Origin of the sequence: Alkalihalobacillus sp. MEB130, assembly GCF_032335535.1 — a bacterium.
Classification (GTDB): domain Bacteria; phylum Bacillota; class Bacilli; order Bacillales; family Bacillaceae_D; genus Halalkalibacter.
On record NZ_JAOANA010000012.1, the window covers coordinates 1 to 18860 of the forward strand.

Sequence of the window (18860 nt, forward strand, 5' to 3'; positions counted from 1 at the left end):
TATCAGGTTACTAGAATGTTAATCTGTAGGGCTTTTTTGGTAAACATGTTGGCGTAGCGTGGTAAATTCCCTGGCGGAGAGTGGTAAAAAAGATGGCAAGGGTGGTAAAATCCCTTGGCTGTATTCATCTGTAGATTGGAGCATTTTTTACTCGTTTCCCATATATATCGTTTTATATATGATATGTCATAAATTGGCTTACGCAGATCTGTACGAGCCTTTACGCTAAGAGGACAAGTAAAAGGGGGTATCGCTTAAACTAAGGCGTACCCTTTCTTTTTATAGTTTTTTGTAAAAATATTGGTAAAATTTCAAACTTATTTATTAGTTAGAACGTCTAAATTAATAGATTTATTAATAAGGGAGGATGGTTATGAACAAAGTATATTTGATCTTACTTACTTCTTTCATTATTCTTATTACTGGCTGCTCTTTTGGAACATTGCCTTTAGATCATGCTAAAGATCTAGCGATCGAATTTGCGGAAGAGTATATTCATGAGAATGAATTAAGTATCACAATTGAAGATGTGAAGATTTTTGACGTAGCTAGGAGCGATGATTTTAATAAGTGGGATGTGTACTTGGAAGTGGAAAGAGAGTCAAGCGAATTTGACTTATCAGCCTTAGGGTGGGTATCTGTTTCAGATGAAGAAGAAATTATAGAATACAATTTATGGAGCGATTAATGGAGTTTGATAAGCTAGAGAAAAAAGTCGCTACTTGTAAATAACGACTATTTTTCTCTTTCATTTTTTAACCACAATTTCTGATACTGTAATCGGTGATAACGATTCAATTCAACACCTTGAATTGAATCATCGAATTCCAATTTTACATGTTCATTATACTCACAGAGAAAAAGGATATAATTATGATCTAAAAGAAAGGTTTTAATTTGTGTCAAATGGTTATAAGCTGTTCTTAAATCTCGGCACTGCTGTATTTCCTGTGCCAAAGAACGGATGAATCCTTTTGCTTCAAGTGGCAAAGAGTTGTAAATAACGTTTGTATTAAGGCTGAGTGCATTCATGAAAGAATCAAATTTGTCTTCACCATGGCTTAAAGAAGTTAAAATCAGTTCAGCTTTGTAAAGTTGTTCTGAACTTGGTAACTGGTTTCTCTGAAACACATCTGTATGTAGAGTTATCCCTAACTCTAAAAACAAATGTGTCAATTGTTGCAACAAAAGGTTCAATTTATCATGATCTTCATTATTAGTTGCTATTAGAGAGATCGTTTGTCCTGTTAAGCCTTGTTCTTCAAACCAGTTTTTTGCTTTTATTAAATCATTAGTTGTTTGTGATTCATCCTTATTTTGATTGTTATGAGTGGGATTCAACCACTTAATGACGATAGCTAGCATTTTTAGGAATCCTGGTTGGCGATGAATTCCTGCTTTTTGATGATTAGATACTATGTACATGCCATATGGAGGTAAATTCTTTTTATGTGTATGTACAACCGATTTTTCATATAAAAAACGATAATCAATAGGTTTGGTTTCTGCTCCTATCTGATTAGCGATATTGTACAATTCGATCCTGTCTAATAAAGGCTGGTATCCAAAATAATTTGAAAAAGATTCAAGAACGAGGTAATTACGAATATGTTCTTTTATTCGAAAAGGCCCACTTCCAACAGGATTCAAAACAAATAAGTCTGGATTATTCTTATACAAATGAACAGGGATAATCATGGATTTCACGTCTGTAAAAACATGTGGAAATAAGCGGTTTGGCTTATTTAAATGAAAAGTAATAACAGTTGGTGATGAAACGTCAATATGGTCAATGTCTTCAACCATGTTTAATTTCCATGAACAGTTTCTTTTATCCCAGAATTCTATATTCTCCTTAATTACTTCAGATGTTAAGGGACTTCCATCATGAAAAACAATCCCTTTTCTTAAATAAAACCTCCAAATAAGCCCTTCTTCATCGTATTCCCAGTAATGAGCTAACTCTTGAACAAATTCGTCTTTTTCGCTGTTGTATTGAAGAAGACGATTGAAAACGTGTTCCACAATGTGCGCTTCGCTTTTTGATGTGATCTCAGATGGGATTAATGTATGAATATGGCCATAACCTGGATACCTAAGAATATCCATCCCATTATTTTGTATCCACTGGGGATACTCATTTATCCATGATAGGAAAGATTGATCCAATTCGGTCTGCTGTTCTATCCAAGTTATTGCTCGTTTGAGATCTCCATTTTCAAACCATCTTTGAACCTGTTGTTGCATTAGCCTTTGTGGAGAAATGTGAAAACAGAGCTTAGATACATTTCCTCTTCCTGAACTTGCATGCCAAGTAATCCATTGTTGGTCCTGCATTTGTTTGATAAGAGATTTGGCATGCCGCTCGGAGCATGAAAGTAGTTCGGCAATTTCCGATATAAACACGTTAACATCGGTCGGACCTAAATGTGAGTAAAGGGTGATATAATGATTTTCGAGTTTCATGTTCAACTTTTCCTCCTTTATTAAAAAGGTGAAATCTTGTATTTTGTTTTAATTTTATTTTTCTTCTTGTTTTTCTTTTACCATAAATCTGATGAAAAATCTAGTGACAATAGATTCAGAGAATGTTTAAGTGACTGTTAAGATGTTACTAGTACTTGAATTGTTAGAAGAAATAAGTATGTTACACTTGTAAATAATGAGGAAATTCTTTACCCTTATACTAAAGTTAGTTTTACATAGGTTTTACTTTTTAAGTATATTAAAATTAAAATGGAGAAAATATCATGAAGTTTTTACTATTTTTAGTAACCATTGTTTGTATTATATCTTTAGTAATTACATTGTCATTAACAAAAACGGAGGATACAGCATACTCCAGTCAAAGAAGCATGAAGAATCAACTCTGGATGTATCTGGTTCTAATTCCCATTTTGGCCATTTTAATCGCCGTTATTTGGAGGTTCGTATTTTAGAGGGCTGCTCTTGATCATCAAAAAGTAGTAGAGATGGATCGAATCTTTTGCCATCGTCAAGGTAGATAAAGAAAACATTAAAGCGAATTTCGCATTAAAAAGGAGATCATCAAATGGATACTTTACAAGATATTAGACATACGGTAGTTTTCAAAGCTCCGATAAAAAAAGTGTGGAATGCCATATCAACTTCTTCAGGCATTGAATCATGGTTTATGCCAAATGATTTTGAACTTAAAGTCGGACAAGATTTTCATTTGCAATCCCCGTTTGGTCCTTCTCCTTGCAAAGTATTAGAAGTAAACGAACCAACACATATTTCTTTTTCATGGGATACAGATGGGTGGATCGTTACTTTTTCTCTTAAAGAATTGCAAAATCAAACGGAGTTTACACTTGTCCATAGTGGCTGGAAGTCTCCTGAAACTAAAGTTTCAAAAGCAAACGAGAAGCATTCAGTTATTAGAGAAAGAATGGATCAAGGATGGGATAATCTTATTAATGAAGGGTTACGAAAAGTTGTTGAAGCGTAAATGAAGGCAGAGTCCTTAGATAGCTCTTCTATGGTCAATGATCTTTTAATTGGATTGAAAAGAGCATAATTAAGGGATGTTCTAACCATTTAGAACATCCCTTTTTCATTCACTATTAAAGCTGAGATCCACCCATTTGTTGCTCAGCCATTTGTACTAATCTTTTTGTAATTTCTCCACCAACAGAGCCGTTTGCACGGGAAGTAGCGTCAGCTCCTAATTGAACACCAAATTCTGATGCAATTTCATACTTCATTTGATCCAATGCTTGCTGTACACCTGGAACTAATAATTGATTTGAATTATTGTTGTTACTTGCCATGATTGAAACACCTCTTTCTTGGTTTTGATAATAGTATTGTTTAAACATAACTGATTTTATGTGTGATTTTACGTAATGATTAGGAAGTAAATATTTCCATGATACAATCCTCTTCAAACTCCCCATTTTACGAACTGCTCATCTACACTAACTCTACAAACTAAAGCATCAAAACTTCCCTGTCGATCTATGCATGATTTGTCCAATAGCAGAATAGCTATATACAACAATAGATCTGTCATGATTAAGCTAATTCGTAACGTTATAAGATTTCTTATTTTGACAATACAAATATATAGGGGGAGTTTGAAATGGTTGAAGCTATTTTGAGTCTATTCACGAGTGAACAACAAGCTCAAACTATATTATCTAATCCATTGATTGAAACCATTTTTATGGTGTTATTTTTTTCTTTTGCCGTAACGATTTTGATTCATTTTACATTGTATAGCAAGTTAAGAAGAATACGAAATTATGTTCATGATACGAATTCTTTAGACATTGCACCATTAAATCATTTCCAAAGGGAATTTGAACAAAAAAATCAAGAAGAATCAGTAAAAGTTGAGACTTTCGTTCAAAAGAAGTTTTCTAGTTGGCGTGTCGTTAACGTACCGGTAGTTAGTCTTATTAAAATGATTCAGATGACGGTGTCTGTTTTTATATTAATTGGTGTGTTAGGTACGTTTATTGGACTTGCTATGTCGCTCGGAAGTATTGATTCTACTGGGGATCAACTAGTTGAGAATGTAGCAGCAGTACTCGGTGGCATAGATGTAGCGTTTTATACGAGTATCGCAGGTATGGGACTATCTTTAATCATGACAATCGTGACTCGTGTAGCGAACACAGAATTTTTGTTAACGGATATTATGCTGAAAACAGAAGCATTTTTGGAGGAACATGAACAAGATTCGATGGCTCGTCTCATTACTGTTACAGAAACGATTCACTCATCTATAAATGAATTAAAGGAAACAAATCAAGAATCATTACAAAGCATCGTTAACTCCTTTAGAGGATTTCAAGAATATACAGTTGGTCTGCAACAGTCAGCAAAAGACTTAGCAAAATTTAATGAAGGGTTATCAGAAAACCTTAAGGATTTTGAGGTCATTTTTACAAATGTAAAAGAAGTAACAAATGGTTTTGATAAAGGAGTATCCAAGCTAAATAAAAATTTCGATCAATTATTTTCTTATTTTTACAAAATGGATCAAAGAAATGAAAAAATGACGAGTGCGTTTACGGAAACTTATCACAAAATTGCAGAGCTAACAACTTCTCAAATGGAAGCGAAGAATGATTTTCAACAGTCAGTCATTGATTTGAAAGACTTCTTTACAGCAATTACACAACGACAAGAAGCTATTCATACAAGTTTCGAGAAAATAAATGGCCAGAGCGAGCAGTTTACTCGTGTAATGAAAGAAAATACCCATCTATTTGAACGAATATTTGGAGAGGATGTAAGTTCGAAGCTTTTCGAAATGAATTCATATTTGAGAGAATTAAGAAGTGACTTTCATGCATTTGGTCATTCTGTAAATCGTTTACCTGAAGCAATTGAAACAGTTCAAAAGGCTCAAGGAGAGTATAAAAATTTATTAACGTATCGTTTTGATGAATTGAAACAATTTAATCACGAATTTATGAATCAATTACAACACCACTCGACTAACTCGCAAGCTGTAGAAAAATACTTGAGTGATGCAACACGATCACATGAACAAACTAATATGCAAAACAACCAATTATTAAATGAGTTGAGTCGTATTCTGACACAAATGTCTGATTCTTTTTATCAAAAGGATAAGCAACTAGAATCCAGTGTATCTGCTTTTAAAGAGACCGTATCCAAATTAGCTACAAACGTTGAAGGAACGATGGGGGATAAATTAGATAAAATCAGTAGGAATATTAGTGATTATATTATTGATATGAATGAAGCGATCAAAAAAGAATTTAAGCAAATTGGTGACATAACAGAGGAAAACCAACAAAGAAGCGCCCGTTATCTGCAGCAAACGCTCAATGAATTGAGTCAAGAGTTTCAACATTTAAATCGTCAGCTTCAGTTATTATCGCAAGACACACAAAGACAAAATGACCGAGTAAGGGTTGGAACAAATGATTAAAAAGTATAAGCGGTTATTTCATCGAGAAGAGGAAGAGAGTCACTTTTGGCCATCATTTACTGATTTATTAACGGCCATTCTCCTATGTTTTGTTCTCATTTTCATTATTATGATGGTTATCAAATCGTTTCAGATTGAAGAAATGAAACGAACCATTGACCAAATCATGGGAGTTCGTGTTGATTTAATTCATGATTTAAATGAAGAATTTACTGATTCGTCGTTAAATATTCAAATCGATGAACAAACGGGAGCGTTAATTTTTAATACGGATATTTTGTTTGAATTTGATGCTGCAGTGTTAAAACCAGAAGCCTTTACTTTTTTGGATGAATTTGTGCCTGCGTATTTAGATGTATTATTAGAGAGAGGGTATGAAGACTATATTTCTGAGATTATTATAGAAGGGCATGCCGATCAAATTGGGAGTTATTTATATAACTTAGAACTTTCTCAGCAAAGGGCTTTTAGTGTGGCAGAGTATATCCTTAGTGAAGATTTTCCCTATCAACACATTCAAGAACATGTAGAAGAGAAATTAACTGTTAATGGACGATCGTATACGGAAGGTCGTACCGATGAAGAAGGGAATTATAGCAATCAAGCATCTCGAAGAGTAGAATTTAAATTTCGTTTAAAAGATGAAGAGATTTTAGAACGAACACGGGAACTTCTTGGAGAATAATTGATTGGCTGTTTTCGAAAAGCAAGTGGCCATTGCGCAATGAAGCGAACATGAGAAGAATACGTACCCCATTAAAACAACAAAGTATGAAAAAGTCTTCCATTAATTTTGAACTGTATACAAAGTTGACTCTATCAATGAAGTACGAAGTGAGGGAAAACTCGCCACAAGAAAAATGAAAGCAGTGAAAAAGAAAAAATGACTTTTTCACTGCCCTCCAAAAACGTTAAGGAAGTTCTTTTAATAGAAAGTCTGGGGCGTCTTCGATCGTAATCGTTTCAAATTCTGGATGAATAGAATTATTAAAGTAAAAACCAACAATATAATCGCCTCTATAGCTTCCGCCTGATTTTTCAAGGATTTCCGTCAATTGATCTGGGTTGGCTAGTTTCAAAGCATCCTCTCTCTCGGAAAGACTCTCTTCAAACCCTGTATTACCATAAACCACCTCATGAAGATCTCTATTGTCTTCATTTTTTACAATATACACATGAGAAAGATCATCTGTTGTTACACGTGCTTGGTCTAATAGTCCTTTTTCTTCTAACCAACTATCAATGAGCGTATATGACTTTTTCCAAGAAAATTGAAGGTATTGATTATTATTAAATTCATAAGAAATTTCTGACCACCAACTTCTTGAATCCATTGTTTCTTCATATGATTGATTTTGTATATCCGCTTGAATCAATTGATGAAATTCTTCAATATCATCTGGATTCGTTAACGTTACTCTGTTTTCAGCTCGGTAAGAGTGAATGGAAATACGATTAAGATTAGACAAATCGTCTACTTTCAAAACCGGATTTTGATTTTGTCTATATTCTGGTAATTCCACTATTTCTCTATACTGCTTTTGGTAAATGCTGATTGGTAGTTGATAATATCTAACAATTTGGTCGCCATTTTTTAAATTATAACGAATGGCAACTGAATTGGATGTATTTGACATGTTTTTAAGGAGTTTCTTTTCGCTTATGATCTGTTCATGTAAACTGTGAATATTTTTAATCGTTTCTGATTCTGTATAGTAATAAGTTGGTTCAATGTACAGTCTTCTATTTTCCTCGTAATACGGGTTCGTATGTCCTTCGTAATCAATGACACTATAGACAGATTCCCCAAAGTATACACCTTGTATGTCTTCCACATTTGGAATTTTCTTCTCAAACCCAAACATATCTAACTGCAACGAAAACCCTAATAGAGCCATAACAATGATATAGGCGGCATATCCTTTCCATTTAGAAAAGACTCTCCATGTTTTTTCTAATATCATTGTAGCTAAAATATAGCCAAGAAAAGCTGCTGTTACATACCCAAATAGAATCCAACCCATTCCACCTTGTAAACTCCCAAAATAAAGACCACCAACTAGCATAGTACAAAAAGTGACCCCGTATTTAAAAAGTGGACGAAGTGATTGAAAGGCAATTGCTTGAGTTGCTATTTCTGTCCCTCTTTTTTTATAAGCAATTACGGCAGCAACATAAAACACGATGCATAAAAGCAAATAAATCATACTTTCGATTATTGAAAGAGGGAGGCGATCCAATTGAGTAATCCGAATAAAAGGAATTAAACTTTCTAATTGCTGATTTAAGTAATAATGAGATGTAAAACCAAATAAGTAAAACTCTATGTTTGACACAAATAAAATAGTCACACCAACAGGAAAGAAAAAGAGAATATAGGTAAGGGCTCCTTGTAGGAGAGACATTCCTGTGAACATAGCAACAAACACACCAGCTAGAAAAACAAAAATATAAAAGAGAGCTGTGATTGTCATCCAATTAAAAATGGACGAGAAGGATAATAACTCTTTGTAAGGTAGAAACTGTCCTAACGCGAATAAGCTAATAGCTGTAATGAAGATTGGAACAAGTAATACAAGCAAGCCAAACAAAGCATGTTGATGAAATAAATGTTCTCTTTTTATTGGCAAACTATGGGTAAAATCGCTAGAAAGCTTCACTTGAATATAACGAAATAAGAAAATGGCTAGTAAAACAGGAAACGTAAATATCAAGAAAATTTGAAAATCGTTAGAAAGGGCAAATAAACTATTAGGCGGATCAAAATGGTGAAATTCGTTCTCTCTTGTGTAAGCCATAAGAAGTTGAAGTGGGAGAGAGAAGAGCAAACAAAGTAACATGGCTAAGCTGATCCATCCAACGTTACGAATATCTTGAATGAAAATTCCCCTATTAAACAATAATGTTTTCAATCTCATAACCAACGTCCCTCATTTCATAAATAAAGATTTCTTCTAACGTCAAAGGAAGCAAGTCAAAAATAGCTGGTTGATATTTACGTACTTGAGATATAATCTCTTGTTCTTTTCCACGCACAATGTAAAGAAGAACACTTCCTCGTTCTTCCTTATAAAGAATAGGCAAGCTCGTTAGCCATTCAGAAGGAACTCCTTGTTTAAACGCAACTTGTATTTTGTGTACATCAGATTTTAAGTCATCTAAGTCCTTCTCAATAATTAATTTTCCACCATGCATAATGCCAACATTATCACAAAGATCTTCTACTTCTCGAAGGTTATGAGAGGAGATGATCACTGTCATTTCACGTTCGGCAACATCTTGAATAAGAAGATTTTTAATCTTTTGTCTCATAACTGCATCCAATCCATCTAATGGTTCATCCATAATGAGCACATCAGGCATGGTAGATAACGTAAGCCAAAATGCTACTTGCCGTTGCATTCCTTTTGAAAGCCGGTGTATTTTCTTAGAGCGATCAATTTGAAAGACATTTTGCAACATTTGAAAACGTGTTTCATTCCAAGAAGGGTAGACCGATTGATAAAAATGAGCTGCTTGCTGGATTGTTGTATTTGGGTAAAAGTATAGAGCATCCGCAATGTAAATCATTTTCTCTTTTACTATGACATTTTCAAAGACAGTTTGTTCATTTATAAGAACTTCTCCTGAGTCTTGTTTATAAATACCAGCTAACATCTTTAATAAAGTTGTTTTTCCTGCACCGTTTGATCCAAGCAAGCCGTAAATAGAGCCCTTTTGAATATGTAGGGTAACGTTATTTACTGCTTGAAATCCATCAAATTGTTTATGCAGATTCGTTACATTAATCATCTTGATTCACCCCTTTAGTTGATTGCTCAGCAAGTGTAATTAAATTTAGAATCTCTTCTTTATCTATACCGAGGTAAAGTGCTTCTGATAACAATTTCAGTAATTCCTGCTTCATTTTCATCACCTTCTCGTCATTTGTGGTTGTCGCCTGAGGAGCAACAAATTTCCCTTTACCTGGTATTGAGTAAATATAGCCTTGGTGTTCTAATTCACGATACGCTTTTTGGATTGTATTAGGATTTACGGTTAAATCTTGTGCTAGAACTCGGACAGAAGGGAGCTGTTGATCGGGTTCGTACACTTCTTGAATAATCAATTCTTTCCACTTTTCAACTAACTGTTCGTAAATGGGGACACGACTTCTTAGATCTAATTGAAACATATTGGCCTCCTTTCATACGCTAATGATTATTTGTATTAACTGAACTAACTGTATTATTTAATATAGTACGGTCAATACAGGTTTGTAAATAAAATTTTAAAAAAATGGAAAAATAATTGGAAATTAAAGTGATTTTTTAATGAAAAGAAAGTGGCTACTCAATCGACATGAGATTCTTTAAGCATATTATTCTTACCACTCTATACGCGAGAGTTTTATGATATGTTTAAATGGCGAAATCATATTAATACAGCCTAGTTTCTACTGTTAACAATGAATTAAAAGAGCAAGGGTATACGTTTATGTCCGTTACAGGACTTTTGGAGAACGGTCATGAATTTGTATTAGAAAAGGCTGTTTTCGCATACTTTGTTGTTTTTATGGGATACGTGTTCTCCTCATGTTCGTTCCATTGCGCTTCAGCCACTCGCTTTCCGCGGGGAGGTGCCGAGCCTCCTCGGCTGCGCCTGTGGGGTCTCGCCCTTACCTCTGCATTCCCGCAGGAGTCGAGTGACTTCCGCTCCATTTCACTATGAGGAAAAACTATTTCATAACAACAATCTTTACGAAAACAGGCTTAGAAAAATACAACACACAGAAAGTGTAAATATCATATATCGGGAGGGAAGTAGTGAAAGATTTAGATAAGGAAAGTCAGGAAAACCTTAAGGAAGCTTTTCGAATTATTGGTTATATAGTAATGGTTTCTACGCTTTCTTTTATAATACTTTATTCAGTTATGGAGTTTATACCGAGTTGGAGTTGGGGATTGATCGTCATTTTATGTGGTTTTATTACGAGAATAGTAGATAAAAAACTCTCATTAAAACAAATGTATAGAATAAATTTATTACTAATTTCTTTAAATATAGTCATAATCATCGCAAACTAGAGAGGAAAAGTGGAAATGGATAAAGGTATGTATATTGACATTGGTGGTTATACACTGTTTGCGAAGTTACTAGGAAATAAACAAAACAATGTAACAGTCGTTTTTGATTCAGGATATGGAGATGATTCTACGTCATGGGATCCTGTCCTCAAAGAAGTATTGAAGTTTACAAAAGTTTTTGTATATGATCGAGCTGGTATAGGGAAAAGTGAAAAAAGCAACCTACCTAGAACAAGTCAAAACATGGTAAAAGAACTTAATACTCTCCTAATCAGTTTGAATATAAGTCCACCGTATGTATTAGTAGGACATTCATTCGGTGGAGTAAATGTAAGGCTATATACGGATGAGTATCCAGAAGACATAGCAGGACTCGTTTTAGTCGATACTACTCCAGCAGACTATCGAGAAACGTTTTTGCCAACGATGTCCAATGAGTTTCAAGAAACGTATCGTAAGCAGTTTGTTTATGAGAGTGATTATAATGAATTTATGGCAAGTTTAAAGCAATTGAAAGAACTAAAAAAAGAGTTACATCTACCTATGATTGTTATTTCAGCAGGTAGAAAACAGCATTACTCTAAACAGTCTCAAAAGTTATGGAATGACATGCAAAAGCAACTCTCTGAAACATCTACAAAAGGAGAGTTCGTCCTGGCTAGTAAAAGTGCCCACTATATTCAGAACGATCAACCAGAAATTGTCGTTCAGGCAATCAAGAGAATGTGTTCGAAAATTTAATTTCATTAATACTAGCAATTATATGTCCTTTTCTGTGACCTCAAAACAGGGAAGAGAGCAACAGGGGGTAATAGTTAGTGCGCTCTCTTTCTGTAAGGCAAGGATTTTTTTTGCTGCTTAATTTAGTGTTTTCTAGCTATTATAAAACCGTTTGGGATCTTATCAAAACCAATTTGTGGATAATACCCCATGGCAGTTGGGGAGGATAGTAGGATTAATGCTACCTCTTCTCCTATTTGATTTTGTAAGAATTGAACCAAATCTTTCCCGATTCCCATGTTTTGATATTGATGATGAACAGCTAAATCTGAGAGGTAACAACAGTAACTAAAATCTGTGATAGCTCTAGCAACTCCTATAAGGTTTTCTTGATCCCAGGCAGTTATCAGAATATCAGCATTGTCAATCATACGCTGCAACCGAGCTACATCATCGACTGGTCTTTTAATACCTGATGATTTAAAAACAGCTGATAATTCCTCTGCTGTAATTACTTTGTTCATGGTAATTGTTAGTTTTTTTCCTCTTGTCTCTTCATTCATACATTCTTCCCCCTTTTTATAGTTTCATTATATAGTTGATCTGGCATCATCGAAAGACTTAGAGTTAAAAGATATTTCCTCAACCTTTCATAAAGGAAGTAGTTTTAGCTAAAGGATAAATTAGGGTTTCGTAGTTGACTTTCATAAGTAACGTTAAAAAGGCAGCGGAGATCGCTGCCTTTGTTCGTATTTTTGTTTACTAGATCTAACGGAATCCGTTACTAAGGACACCTGTTTTCTTATTATTAAAACTGAGATCCACCCATTTGTTGCTCAGCCATTTGTACTAATCTTTTTGTAATTTCTCCACCAACAGAGCCGTTTGCACGGGAAGTTGTGTCAGCTCCTAATTGAACACCAAATTCTGATGCAATTTCATACTTCATTTGATCCAATGCTTGCTGTACACCCGGAACTAATAATTGATTTGAATTATTGTTGTTACTTGCCATGATTAAAAACACCTCTTTCTTGGTTTTGAAAATAGTTTGTATGGTCATGGATGTTTTTATGTAGGAAAACACCATGCAATTCTTACCAAATGGTATAGATGCCAAAATGTTGGAGGTAATGCTCTATTTTCGGCAGGTTGTAAAGGCATGCCAAATTCATTTTCTGATTAATGAACTGCTTAAATTTAGGCAGCTGTAGTTAAAGTCAATCACGAGAAAGAATGGATAGTTGATTTTGACAAGGGGTTCAAAGTAACAATTATAAACTAAAAAGGTGGCACAATAATTGCATTATAAATAGTGAGTCTTTTATTAGGAGGGTATACCAACATGAAAATGGATTTATATAAACCAACTCGCCACTGGAAGGATATTGAACTTTGGAAAGACGTTTCAGAAGAGCAATGGAATGATTGGATTTGGCAATTAACGAACACCATTCGTACGCTTGAAGAATTAAAAAAGGTAATCAATTTAACACCAGAAGAAGAAGAAGGAGTGAAAATTTCAACAAAAACAATTCCGTTAAATATCACTCCCTATTATGCATCATTAATGAACCCGAATGATCCAAGGTGCCCAATTAGAATGCAATCGGTCCCGATAGGAGAAGAAATCAACAAGACAAAATACGATATGGAAGATCCTTTGGAAGAAGATGAAGATTCACCTGTACCAGGATTGACACATCGTTATCCAGACAGAGTGTTATTTCTAGTAACGAATCAGTGTTCGATGTATTGTCGCTACTGTACACGCCGAAGATTTTCTGGCCAAATCGGAATGGGTGTGCCAAAGAAACAATTGGATGATGCCATTCATTATATAAAAAACACGCCGAAAGTTAGAGATGTTCTTCTATCTGGAGGTGATGGATTATTAATTAATGACAAGATTCTAGAATATATATTAAAAAACCTACGTGATATTCCACATGTAGAAATTATTCGAATTGGAACAAGAGCACCTGTCGTTTTTCCGCAACGTATAACTGAGAACTTGTGTAACATCTTAAAAAAGTACCATCCAGTCTGGTTGAACACTCATTTTAATACGTCGATTGAAATAACAGAAGAATCAAAAAAGGCATGTGAAATGTTAGTGAATTCTGGAGTTCCTGTTGGAAATCAAGCTGTCATTTTAGCAGGTATTAATGATAGCTTACCAATTATGAAGAAATTGAATTATGATTTAGTGAAAATTCGAGTTCGTCCTTATTACATTTACCAATGTGATTTATCTGAAGGAATCGGCCATTTTAGGGCTCCTGTTTCAAAGGGGTTGGAAATAATTGAAGGCCTTCGCGGTCATACGTCTGGTTATAGCGTACCTACATCATTTTTTATAGTCTGGATGAAAGAACAGCGAAAGGATGATCTGTAGCATGTTACCTTCGTTTAATAGAAATATGCACGTTGCTATGTACCTTCGTATTTCTCAAGAGAAAAGGTCAGAAAATTTCGAAACATTAACGAACCATCGTAAGATCTTAACAGAACTAGCAACTAGAAATGGGTATACGTTTGAAACGTACGAGGAAGTTCTTTCAGGAGGAACATCTGATTTGGACCAGAGGCCACAATTACAAAAGTTATTAAGGGAAATAGAGAAATTTGATGCAATCCTTGTTGTAGAGCTTTCTCGCTTGTCAAGAAATGGATTAATATCTGAAACGGTCCTTCAATATTGTAAGGATTATGATAAGGTAATTATTACACCTGAAAAAATATATGATTTAGCAAATAATGATCATGATGTTCTTACGTTTCGATTTGGAGCATTGATTGCGTCACAGGAACATGCTTTAATCGGAAAACGTTCAAAAAATAATAAAATGCAAATGGCCAAGACTGGTTTATATATATCAGGTAGTCCTCCTTTTGGCTATCGGAGAAATCCAGAAACAAAAAAATTAGAAATTCATGAAGAGGAGGCAAAAACAGTTCGTTATATTTATTCACTTTATTCTGAAGGTAAAGGAATTTTTAAGATTAGAGACAGGTTAAATGCAGAAGGGTATAAATCAGCGACAGGGAACCATTTCAACATCCCTTCTATTAAACGAATCATCTGCAATCCAGTTTATAAAGGGTGGACGGTATTTACAGATCGCAAAAAAATAAAAAAACATGGAAAGTTTGTGCATGAGACAAATGGAAGCATCATTTGTGAGAACAGTCATCCTGCCATTATAGAAGAAAGTGTGTGGAATGACGTCAACAAAGCAATCGAAATTCGTTCGAAGTCCTCGGTCAATACTAGAGAAAAACCAGCTCTGAACACAGGAGTGACGGTGTTAAAAGATTTACTCTATTGCTCCGAATGCGGAAGGAAAATGGTTATTCGAAATGATAAAAAGTCCAATATGTATATGATTAAAAAATGTGAATACTTAACAAATAGCGGAGAGAAGTGCGGCAATTCAGGTATCAAGCTCGAGTATGTTGAAAAAAATGTCCTGCAATATATACAATCATATAAACAAGATCTTAAGACAGTTTTAAAATTGATGAATTTAGAGATAGGTAATACAGCAAAAGACGAGTTGAAGTACCGATTAAATAAGATAGAAATTCAGAGAAAAAAAGTGGAAGTTCAAAAGAAAAAGTTGATTGATTTGGCTGTTTCAGGAATTTTTTCTCATATCGAATTACTAGAAAAAAATCAAGATCTGAAGAGTCAGCTGGCACACCTTGACCTACAACGTGAAAAGTTACAATGTGAACTGAACGAGATGTCAACGGATGATCGTAATTCGCAGCTCAAAGAGATTCTATTAAACATTGAAACAATGAATGAGATTCAAGATTCAGAATTACTAAATGAAACGTTAAAAATAGTGATTAAAAAAATTTATTATTCACGTGTTATGCCTTCGAGTATTCTTGAGAAGTCCACGCGAAACGAGGAACGAAAAAACTTTCCTTTTCAATTGAAACTAGAATATTATTGATCTATTGAAATACAAGGAGGATTTTGTAAGATGAACTATGATGTAATTGTTATTGGAGCTGGGTCAATGGGGATGGCGGCTGGATATTTTCTATCTAAAAGTGGAAAAAACACGCTGCTTTTAGACTCATTTCAACCACCACATAATAAAGGTAGTCACCATGGAGAAACAAGGATTATTCGTTATGCATATGGAGAAGGGGAAGAATATGTCCCATTCGTCCTAAAAGCAAAAGAGTTATGGAAAGAGTTAGAACAGACAACAGGCAAGCACCTGTTTCTTCAAACAGGTGTATTAAATGTAGGTCATAAAGACTCTGCATTCATACAGAACATTATTTCAAGTTCAAAAACGTATTCTTTGCCTATAGAAGTGATGAATGCAACACAAGTTCAAGACAAATGGTCAGGATTTTCAATGTTTGAACATGACCTGGCCTGTTTTGAACCAACATCTGGTGTAATTAAATGTGAAGAGAGTATTAAAGCCTATCAAGAACTGGCGGAATCTCATGGAGCCACCATACAAACGAATAGTAGAGTAAAGAGCATCTCTATCTTAAATGACAAAGTTACAATTAAAACAGATGACCAAACATACAATGCTGATGCATTAGTAATATCAGCCGGGGCTTGGTCAGGAGAACTTCTTTCTATGCTAGAATTAGACTTGCCACTTGCACCAGTTCGGAAGACATTCGCCTGGTTTGATGCTAATAAAGATATTTATCATTCTGATCAGTTCCCGGCATATGCTTTTGATACACCAAATGGAATGTATTACGGCTTTCCTAGCATTGACGGCGCTGGCATTAAGGTAGGGCGTCATGACGGAGGAGAACAAATCAATCCTAATAAGCCATTGGTCGGGTTTGGGGAAGTGGCAGCAGATGAGGATGATTTGGCTCAATTTTTATCCGCATATCTTCCTGAAGTCGGACAGTTAAAGTATGGAAGAACATGTATGTATACACTAACACCGGATGAAAGATTTATCATAGACCGCCATCCGAATTATCCTAATGTTGCGATCGCGTCGGGCTTTTCTGGACACGGATTTAAATTTAGTAGTGCAGTAGGACAAGCGTTAAGTAATTTAATCGTTTCAGGAAAAAATGATATTGATCTTTCACCTTTTTCGATTAAACGATTCTCAAAATAAGTAACTATAAAGTAAGAAAGTAGGATAGAAGATGCAAAAAGAGCATGTAGTAAGCATCCTTGATTTTGAAAGAACTGAGCATCATACCGTTTTTGTGAAATTTATAGGACATGATGCCGTTTTAGGAAAGGACATTGAAGGAGAAGTTAAGTTTGTTGGGGGACTTCCATATGGAGATGTGATTCACCCTGAACGATCGTCGATGTCTTCAGAATGTAGAGAATTTGTCCGAACGACGTTAATCAATAAATATAAAGCTGGTGAGTTCTGAAAAAAGTCGTTACCAAGAAAGTAAAATGTCAGATGAACTTGGAAGTAAATCGGTGCGTTGTTCAATAAGAACAGCGTACTTTTTTTAGGGAATGTAAAGATGGAACTTTTTTTGATTTTTTTCGTATATACTACTAACATTTAATATGAAATAATTGGTAAATGAAACAGGTTGAGATTGAGTACTCTTTTAGTGAGATTTATTGTCAAAATATTTAAACTAGGGGGATTTATGAGGGGACTATTCATTATTACTATTTTTTATGTTTTTGTCAGTAGCTTGTTTTATTTTAATGGATTTAATGGTTTCATCGGTGGGGATTTTTTCATGAACGTAAAATCTATTTACAGAGTGGGAGAACAAGTACCTTTAGCTTTAGGGCTAGGGTTGGTTTATTTTTGGGCATTATTGGGTTCCGTCTATTATCTTACTAATTCTAAAGCTAGGGTTAAAGACGAAGAATCTAGAGATAGTGAAGAGCTAATAGCAGCTAGTAAGGAAGATTAATGTATTAAAGTGAAGGAGTGTTGTTTTGTGGGGAAAACAAATCAAGTGAAACCTGTCGATACGAAAAAAGTTCTATATATGTTAGGTATTTTTATATTTAGCGGGTTGCTGTTATCATCTTTTCTAGATGCAAATCATTATTTGGAAGAATACTCTTTGTACACTTTGTGGGAATTTCGTATCTTTACCGTATGTAGTGCAGTACTTTATTTTATCCTTGTTCATTACTATCATCGTAGAAAGAAAACGATTATTAATTGAAGACGGGATTAAATGTGAAAAACTCATCTCGAATCAGAGGTAACTGGAAGAAGCGAGGCAATCTCAGTAGAGTCTTTTCCAAATTCCTACAATAGAAAATAAATGAGAAATAAAGTCGAAGGAAGGTTCGCATTATTGAAAAAAGAAGACATTTTTCACGATAATATGGATAAATACTTGGATCCTGAATGGTATGATTTACAATATGATCATTATTTAAAAGATTTCCCACTCATATTAAGGTGGGCAAAAAAACAAGGTGGAACAATAGCGGACCTTGCTTGTGGAACTGGTAGAGTCACAATTCCGCTAGCGTTAGAAGGTTTTTCGGTTATAGGTGTCGACTTAAATGAAGGCATGTTAAATAGAGCGAAAGAAAAAACAAAAAAACGAAACGTACCTATTAAATGGATTCTGCAGGATTGTACGAACTTGAGACTTGATACAACATGTTCTCTTATATACACAACAGGAAACTCTTTCCAACATTTCTTAACAAACGAATCACAAAATCAGTTACTTCAATCCATTCATTCGCATTTAGAAGATGAGGGTATTTTTATTTTTGGAACAAGGTTTCCCAATTTAGAAGAGCTAATGAAAACGAATGAATGGAGTTCGAGCTATTACAATAAAACGAATCAAAAAGTAATAGAAAAGCACCGTGAAATTTATCATCCTTTAACGCAAATTCTAAAATGTTTGACCTTTAAAGAAATTTTGAATAACGAAGGAGAAGTGATAAGTGTAGAGAATGAGCGGATATCTCTACGGTTTGTTTTCCCAATGGAAATGGAACGGTTATTAAATGAGAACGGATTTTCGATTATACAATCATATGGAGATTGGGAGCAAACACCTCTACAAGAGTCTAGCGGTGAGATGATTTATGTATGTAAAAAGTATTAATCTCTCATTCACATTAATTTGTAGGCGCGTGATAGCGTATTTCACTATCGCATAGTTATTAGTTA

The 18860-nt window shown here is 34.6% G+C and carries 20 protein-coding genes and 1 pseudogene; 14 read left to right on the forward strand and 7 right to left on the reverse strand.

Annotated elements, in window-relative coordinates:
- Window positions 1–373: 373 nt before the first annotated feature.
- Window positions 374–688, forward strand: a complete 315-nt coding sequence (locus N0O92_RS12910; RefSeq protein ID WP_315615081.1) for a hypothetical protein — start codon at window positions 374–376, stop codon at window positions 686–688.
- 47 nt (window positions 689–735) lie between these two features.
- Here the strand turns inward: N0O92_RS12910 and N0O92_RS12915 are convergent, their stop codons facing one another.
- Complete coding sequence (locus N0O92_RS12915) at window positions 736–2466, reverse strand: ABC transporter substrate-binding protein (RefSeq protein ID WP_315615082.1); 1731 nt, start codon at window positions 2464–2466, stop codon at window positions 736–738.
- Between the two features lie 284 nt (window positions 2467–2750).
- On the opposite strand from N0O92_RS12915, the gene N0O92_RS12920 reads away from it, so the two are divergent.
- Complete coding sequence (locus N0O92_RS12920) at window positions 2751–2939, forward strand: BshB3 potential contributor to bacillithiol synthesis (protein WP_315615083.1); 189 nt, start codon at window positions 2751–2753, stop codon at window positions 2937–2939.
- A 113-nt stretch (window positions 2940–3052) separates the two neighbouring features.
- Complete coding sequence (locus N0O92_RS12925) at window positions 3053–3472, forward strand: SRPBCC family protein (protein ID WP_315615084.1); 420 nt, start codon at window positions 3053–3055, stop codon at window positions 3470–3472.
- 115 nt (window positions 3473–3587) lie between these two features.
- Here N0O92_RS12925 and N0O92_RS12930 read toward each other — a convergent pair whose 3' ends face one another.
- On the reverse strand, window positions 3588–3794 hold the full coding sequence (locus tag N0O92_RS12930; protein WP_315615085.1) for an alpha/beta-type small acid-soluble spore protein: 207 nt from the start codon (window positions 3792–3794) through the stop codon (window positions 3588–3590).
- A gap of 311 nt (window positions 3795–4105) precedes the next feature.
- Here N0O92_RS12930 and N0O92_RS12935 point away from each other — a divergent pair, with 311 nt between their 5' ends.
- Window positions 4106–5932: a MotA/TolQ/ExbB proton channel family protein gene (locus N0O92_RS12935; protein ID WP_315615086.1), complete on the forward strand. Its 1827-nt coding sequence runs from the start codon at window positions 4106–4108 to the stop codon at window positions 5930–5932.
- Entirely contained in the window at window positions 5925–6617 is a 693-nt protein-coding gene (locus N0O92_RS12940; RefSeq protein WP_315615087.1) for an OmpA family protein, read from the forward strand. The genes N0O92_RS12935 and N0O92_RS12940 overlap by 8 nt, the downstream gene beginning before the upstream one ends.
- A gap of 226 nt (window positions 6618–6843) precedes the next feature.
- On the opposite strand, the gene N0O92_RS12945 is transcribed toward N0O92_RS12940, so the two are convergent.
- Genes N0O92_RS12945 through N0O92_RS12955 form a run of 3 tightly spaced genes read right to left on the reverse strand, consistent with a single transcriptional unit; the run spans window position 6844 to window position 10106 of the window.
- Complete coding sequence (locus N0O92_RS12945; protein ID WP_315615088.1) at window positions 6844–8850, reverse strand: DUF6449 domain-containing protein; 2007 nt, start codon at window positions 8848–8850, stop codon at window positions 6844–6846.
- On the reverse strand, window positions 8825–9724 hold the full coding sequence (locus N0O92_RS12950; protein WP_315615089.1) for an ABC transporter ATP-binding protein: 900 nt from the start codon (window positions 9722–9724) through the stop codon (window positions 8825–8827). Before N0O92_RS12950 ends, N0O92_RS12945 begins: the two co-directional genes overlap by 26 nt.
- A complete protein-coding gene (locus tag N0O92_RS12955; protein ID WP_315615090.1) occupies window positions 9717–10106 on the reverse strand; it encodes a GntR family transcriptional regulator in 390 nt (129 codons plus the stop codon). Before N0O92_RS12955 ends, N0O92_RS12950 begins: the two co-directional genes overlap by 8 nt.
- 631 nt (window positions 10107–10737) lie before the next feature.
- Here N0O92_RS12955 and N0O92_RS12960 point away from each other — a divergent pair.
- Both N0O92_RS12960 and N0O92_RS12965 read left to right on the forward strand, forming a co-directional pair.
- Entirely contained in the window at window positions 10738–10998 is a 261-nt protein-coding gene (locus tag N0O92_RS12960) for a hypothetical protein (protein WP_315615091.1), read from the forward strand.
- 15 nt (window positions 10999–11013) lie between these two features.
- Window positions 11014–11739 (forward strand): alpha/beta fold hydrolase, encoded by a 726-nt coding sequence (locus N0O92_RS12965; protein WP_315615092.1) that lies wholly within the window; start codon window positions 11014–11016, stop codon window positions 11737–11739.
- 122 nt (window positions 11740–11861) lie between these two features.
- Here N0O92_RS12965 and N0O92_RS12970 read toward each other — a convergent pair whose 3' ends face one another.
- Window positions 11862–12281 (reverse strand): GNAT family N-acetyltransferase, encoded by a 420-nt coding sequence (locus N0O92_RS12970; RefSeq protein WP_315615093.1) that lies wholly within the window; start codon window positions 12279–12281, stop codon window positions 11862–11864.
- A 245-nt stretch (window positions 12282–12526) separates the two neighbouring features.
- On the reverse strand, window positions 12527–12733 hold the full coding sequence (locus N0O92_RS12975) for an alpha/beta-type small acid-soluble spore protein (protein ID WP_034742580.1): 207 nt from the start codon (window positions 12731–12733) through the stop codon (window positions 12527–12529).
- A 330-nt stretch (window positions 12734–13063) separates the two neighbouring features.
- On the opposite strand from N0O92_RS12975, the pseudogene kamA reads away from it, so the two are divergent.
- From kamA to N0O92_RS13010, 7 genes and pseudogenes are all read left to right on the forward strand, one after another.
- A pseudogene (gene kamA, locus N0O92_RS12980) lies at window positions 13064–14068 on the forward strand (lysine 2,3-aminomutase); the annotation flags it as partial.
- A gap of 49 nt (window positions 14069–14117) precedes the next feature.
- Window positions 14118–15686 (forward strand): recombinase family protein, encoded by a 1569-nt coding sequence (locus tag N0O92_RS12985; protein ID WP_315615094.1) that lies wholly within the window; start codon window positions 14118–14120, stop codon window positions 15684–15686.
- Window positions 15687–15716: 30 nt separating this feature from the next.
- A complete protein-coding gene (gene solA, locus N0O92_RS12990) occupies window positions 15717–16847 on the forward strand; it encodes an N-methyl-L-tryptophan oxidase (protein WP_315615095.1) in 1131 nt (376 codons plus the stop codon).
- 31 nt (window positions 16848–16878) lie between these two features.
- Entirely contained in the window at window positions 16879–17118 is a 240-nt protein-coding gene (locus N0O92_RS12995; RefSeq protein WP_315615096.1) for a hypothetical protein, read from the forward strand.
- A 231-nt stretch (window positions 17119–17349) separates the two neighbouring features.
- The gene (locus N0O92_RS13000) at window positions 17350–17625 is read left to right on the forward strand and encodes a hypothetical protein (RefSeq protein WP_315615097.1); all 276 of its coding nucleotides are present in this window, start codon (window positions 17350–17352) and stop codon (window positions 17623–17625) included.
- A gap of 27 nt (window positions 17626–17652) precedes the next feature.
- A complete protein-coding gene (locus tag N0O92_RS13005; RefSeq protein WP_315615098.1) occupies window positions 17653–17886 on the forward strand; it encodes a hypothetical protein in 234 nt (77 codons plus the stop codon).
- Window positions 17887–18021: 135 nt separating this feature from the next.
- Window positions 18022–18795: a class I SAM-dependent methyltransferase gene (locus tag N0O92_RS13010; protein WP_315615099.1), complete on the forward strand. Its 774-nt coding sequence runs from the start codon at window positions 18022–18024 to the stop codon at window positions 18793–18795.
- The last annotated feature ends 65 nt before the right edge of the window (window positions 18796–18860 follow it).

Excerpts from the sequence above, each read along its gene's own strand:
- N0O92_RS12910 (WP_315615081.1), top strand. The coding sequence starts at position 374 with ATGAACAAAGTATATTTGATCTTACTTACTTCTTTCATTATTCTTATT.
- N0O92_RS12915 (WP_315615082.1), bottom strand. The coding sequence starts at position 2,466 with ATGAAACTCGAAAATCATTATATCACCCTTTACTCACATTTAGGTCCG.
- N0O92_RS12920 (WP_315615083.1), top strand. The coding sequence starts at position 2,751 with ATGAAGTTTTTACTATTTTTAGTAACCATTGTTTGTATTATATCTTTA.
- N0O92_RS12925 (WP_315615084.1), top strand. The coding sequence starts at position 3,053 with ATGGATACTTTACAAGATATTAGACATACGGTAGTTTTCAAAGCTCCG.
- N0O92_RS12930 (WP_315615085.1), bottom strand. The coding sequence starts at position 3,794 with ATGGCAAGTAACAACAATAATTCAAATCAATTATTAGTTCCAGGTGTA.
- N0O92_RS12935 (WP_315615086.1), top strand. The coding sequence starts at position 4,106 with ATGGTTGAAGCTATTTTGAGTCTATTCACGAGTGAACAACAAGCTCAA.
- N0O92_RS12940 (WP_315615087.1), top strand. The coding sequence starts at position 5,925 with ATGATTAAAAAGTATAAGCGGTTATTTCATCGAGAAGAGGAAGAGAGT.
- N0O92_RS12945 (WP_315615088.1), bottom strand. The coding sequence starts at position 8,850 with ATGAGATTGAAAACATTATTGTTTAATAGGGGAATTTTCATTCAAGAT.
- N0O92_RS12950 (WP_315615089.1), bottom strand. The coding sequence starts at position 9,724 with ATGATTAATGTAACGAATCTGCATAAACAATTTGATGGATTTCAAGCA.
- N0O92_RS12955 (WP_315615090.1), bottom strand. The coding sequence starts at position 10,106 with ATGTTTCAATTAGATCTAAGAAGTCGTGTCCCCATTTACGAACAGTTA.
- N0O92_RS12965 (WP_315615092.1), top strand. The coding sequence starts at position 11,014 with ATGGATAAAGGTATGTATATTGACATTGGTGGTTATACACTGTTTGCG.
- N0O92_RS12970 (WP_315615093.1), bottom strand. The coding sequence starts at position 12,281 with ATGAATGAAGAGACAAGAGGAAAAAAACTAACAATTACCATGAACAAA.
- N0O92_RS12975 (WP_034742580.1), bottom strand. The coding sequence starts at position 12,733 with ATGGCAAGTAACAACAATAATTCAAATCAATTATTAGTTCCGGGTGTA.
- N0O92_RS12985 (WP_315615094.1), top strand. The coding sequence starts at position 14,118 with ATGTTACCTTCGTTTAATAGAAATATGCACGTTGCTATGTACCTTCGT.
- solA (WP_315615095.1), top strand. The coding sequence starts at position 15,717 with ATGAACTATGATGTAATTGTTATTGGAGCTGGGTCAATGGGGATGGCG.
- N0O92_RS12995 (WP_315615096.1), top strand. The coding sequence starts at position 16,879 with ATGCAAAAAGAGCATGTAGTAAGCATCCTTGATTTTGAAAGAACTGAG.
- N0O92_RS13000 (WP_315615097.1), top strand. The coding sequence starts at position 17,350 with ATGAGGGGACTATTCATTATTACTATTTTTTATGTTTTTGTCAGTAGC.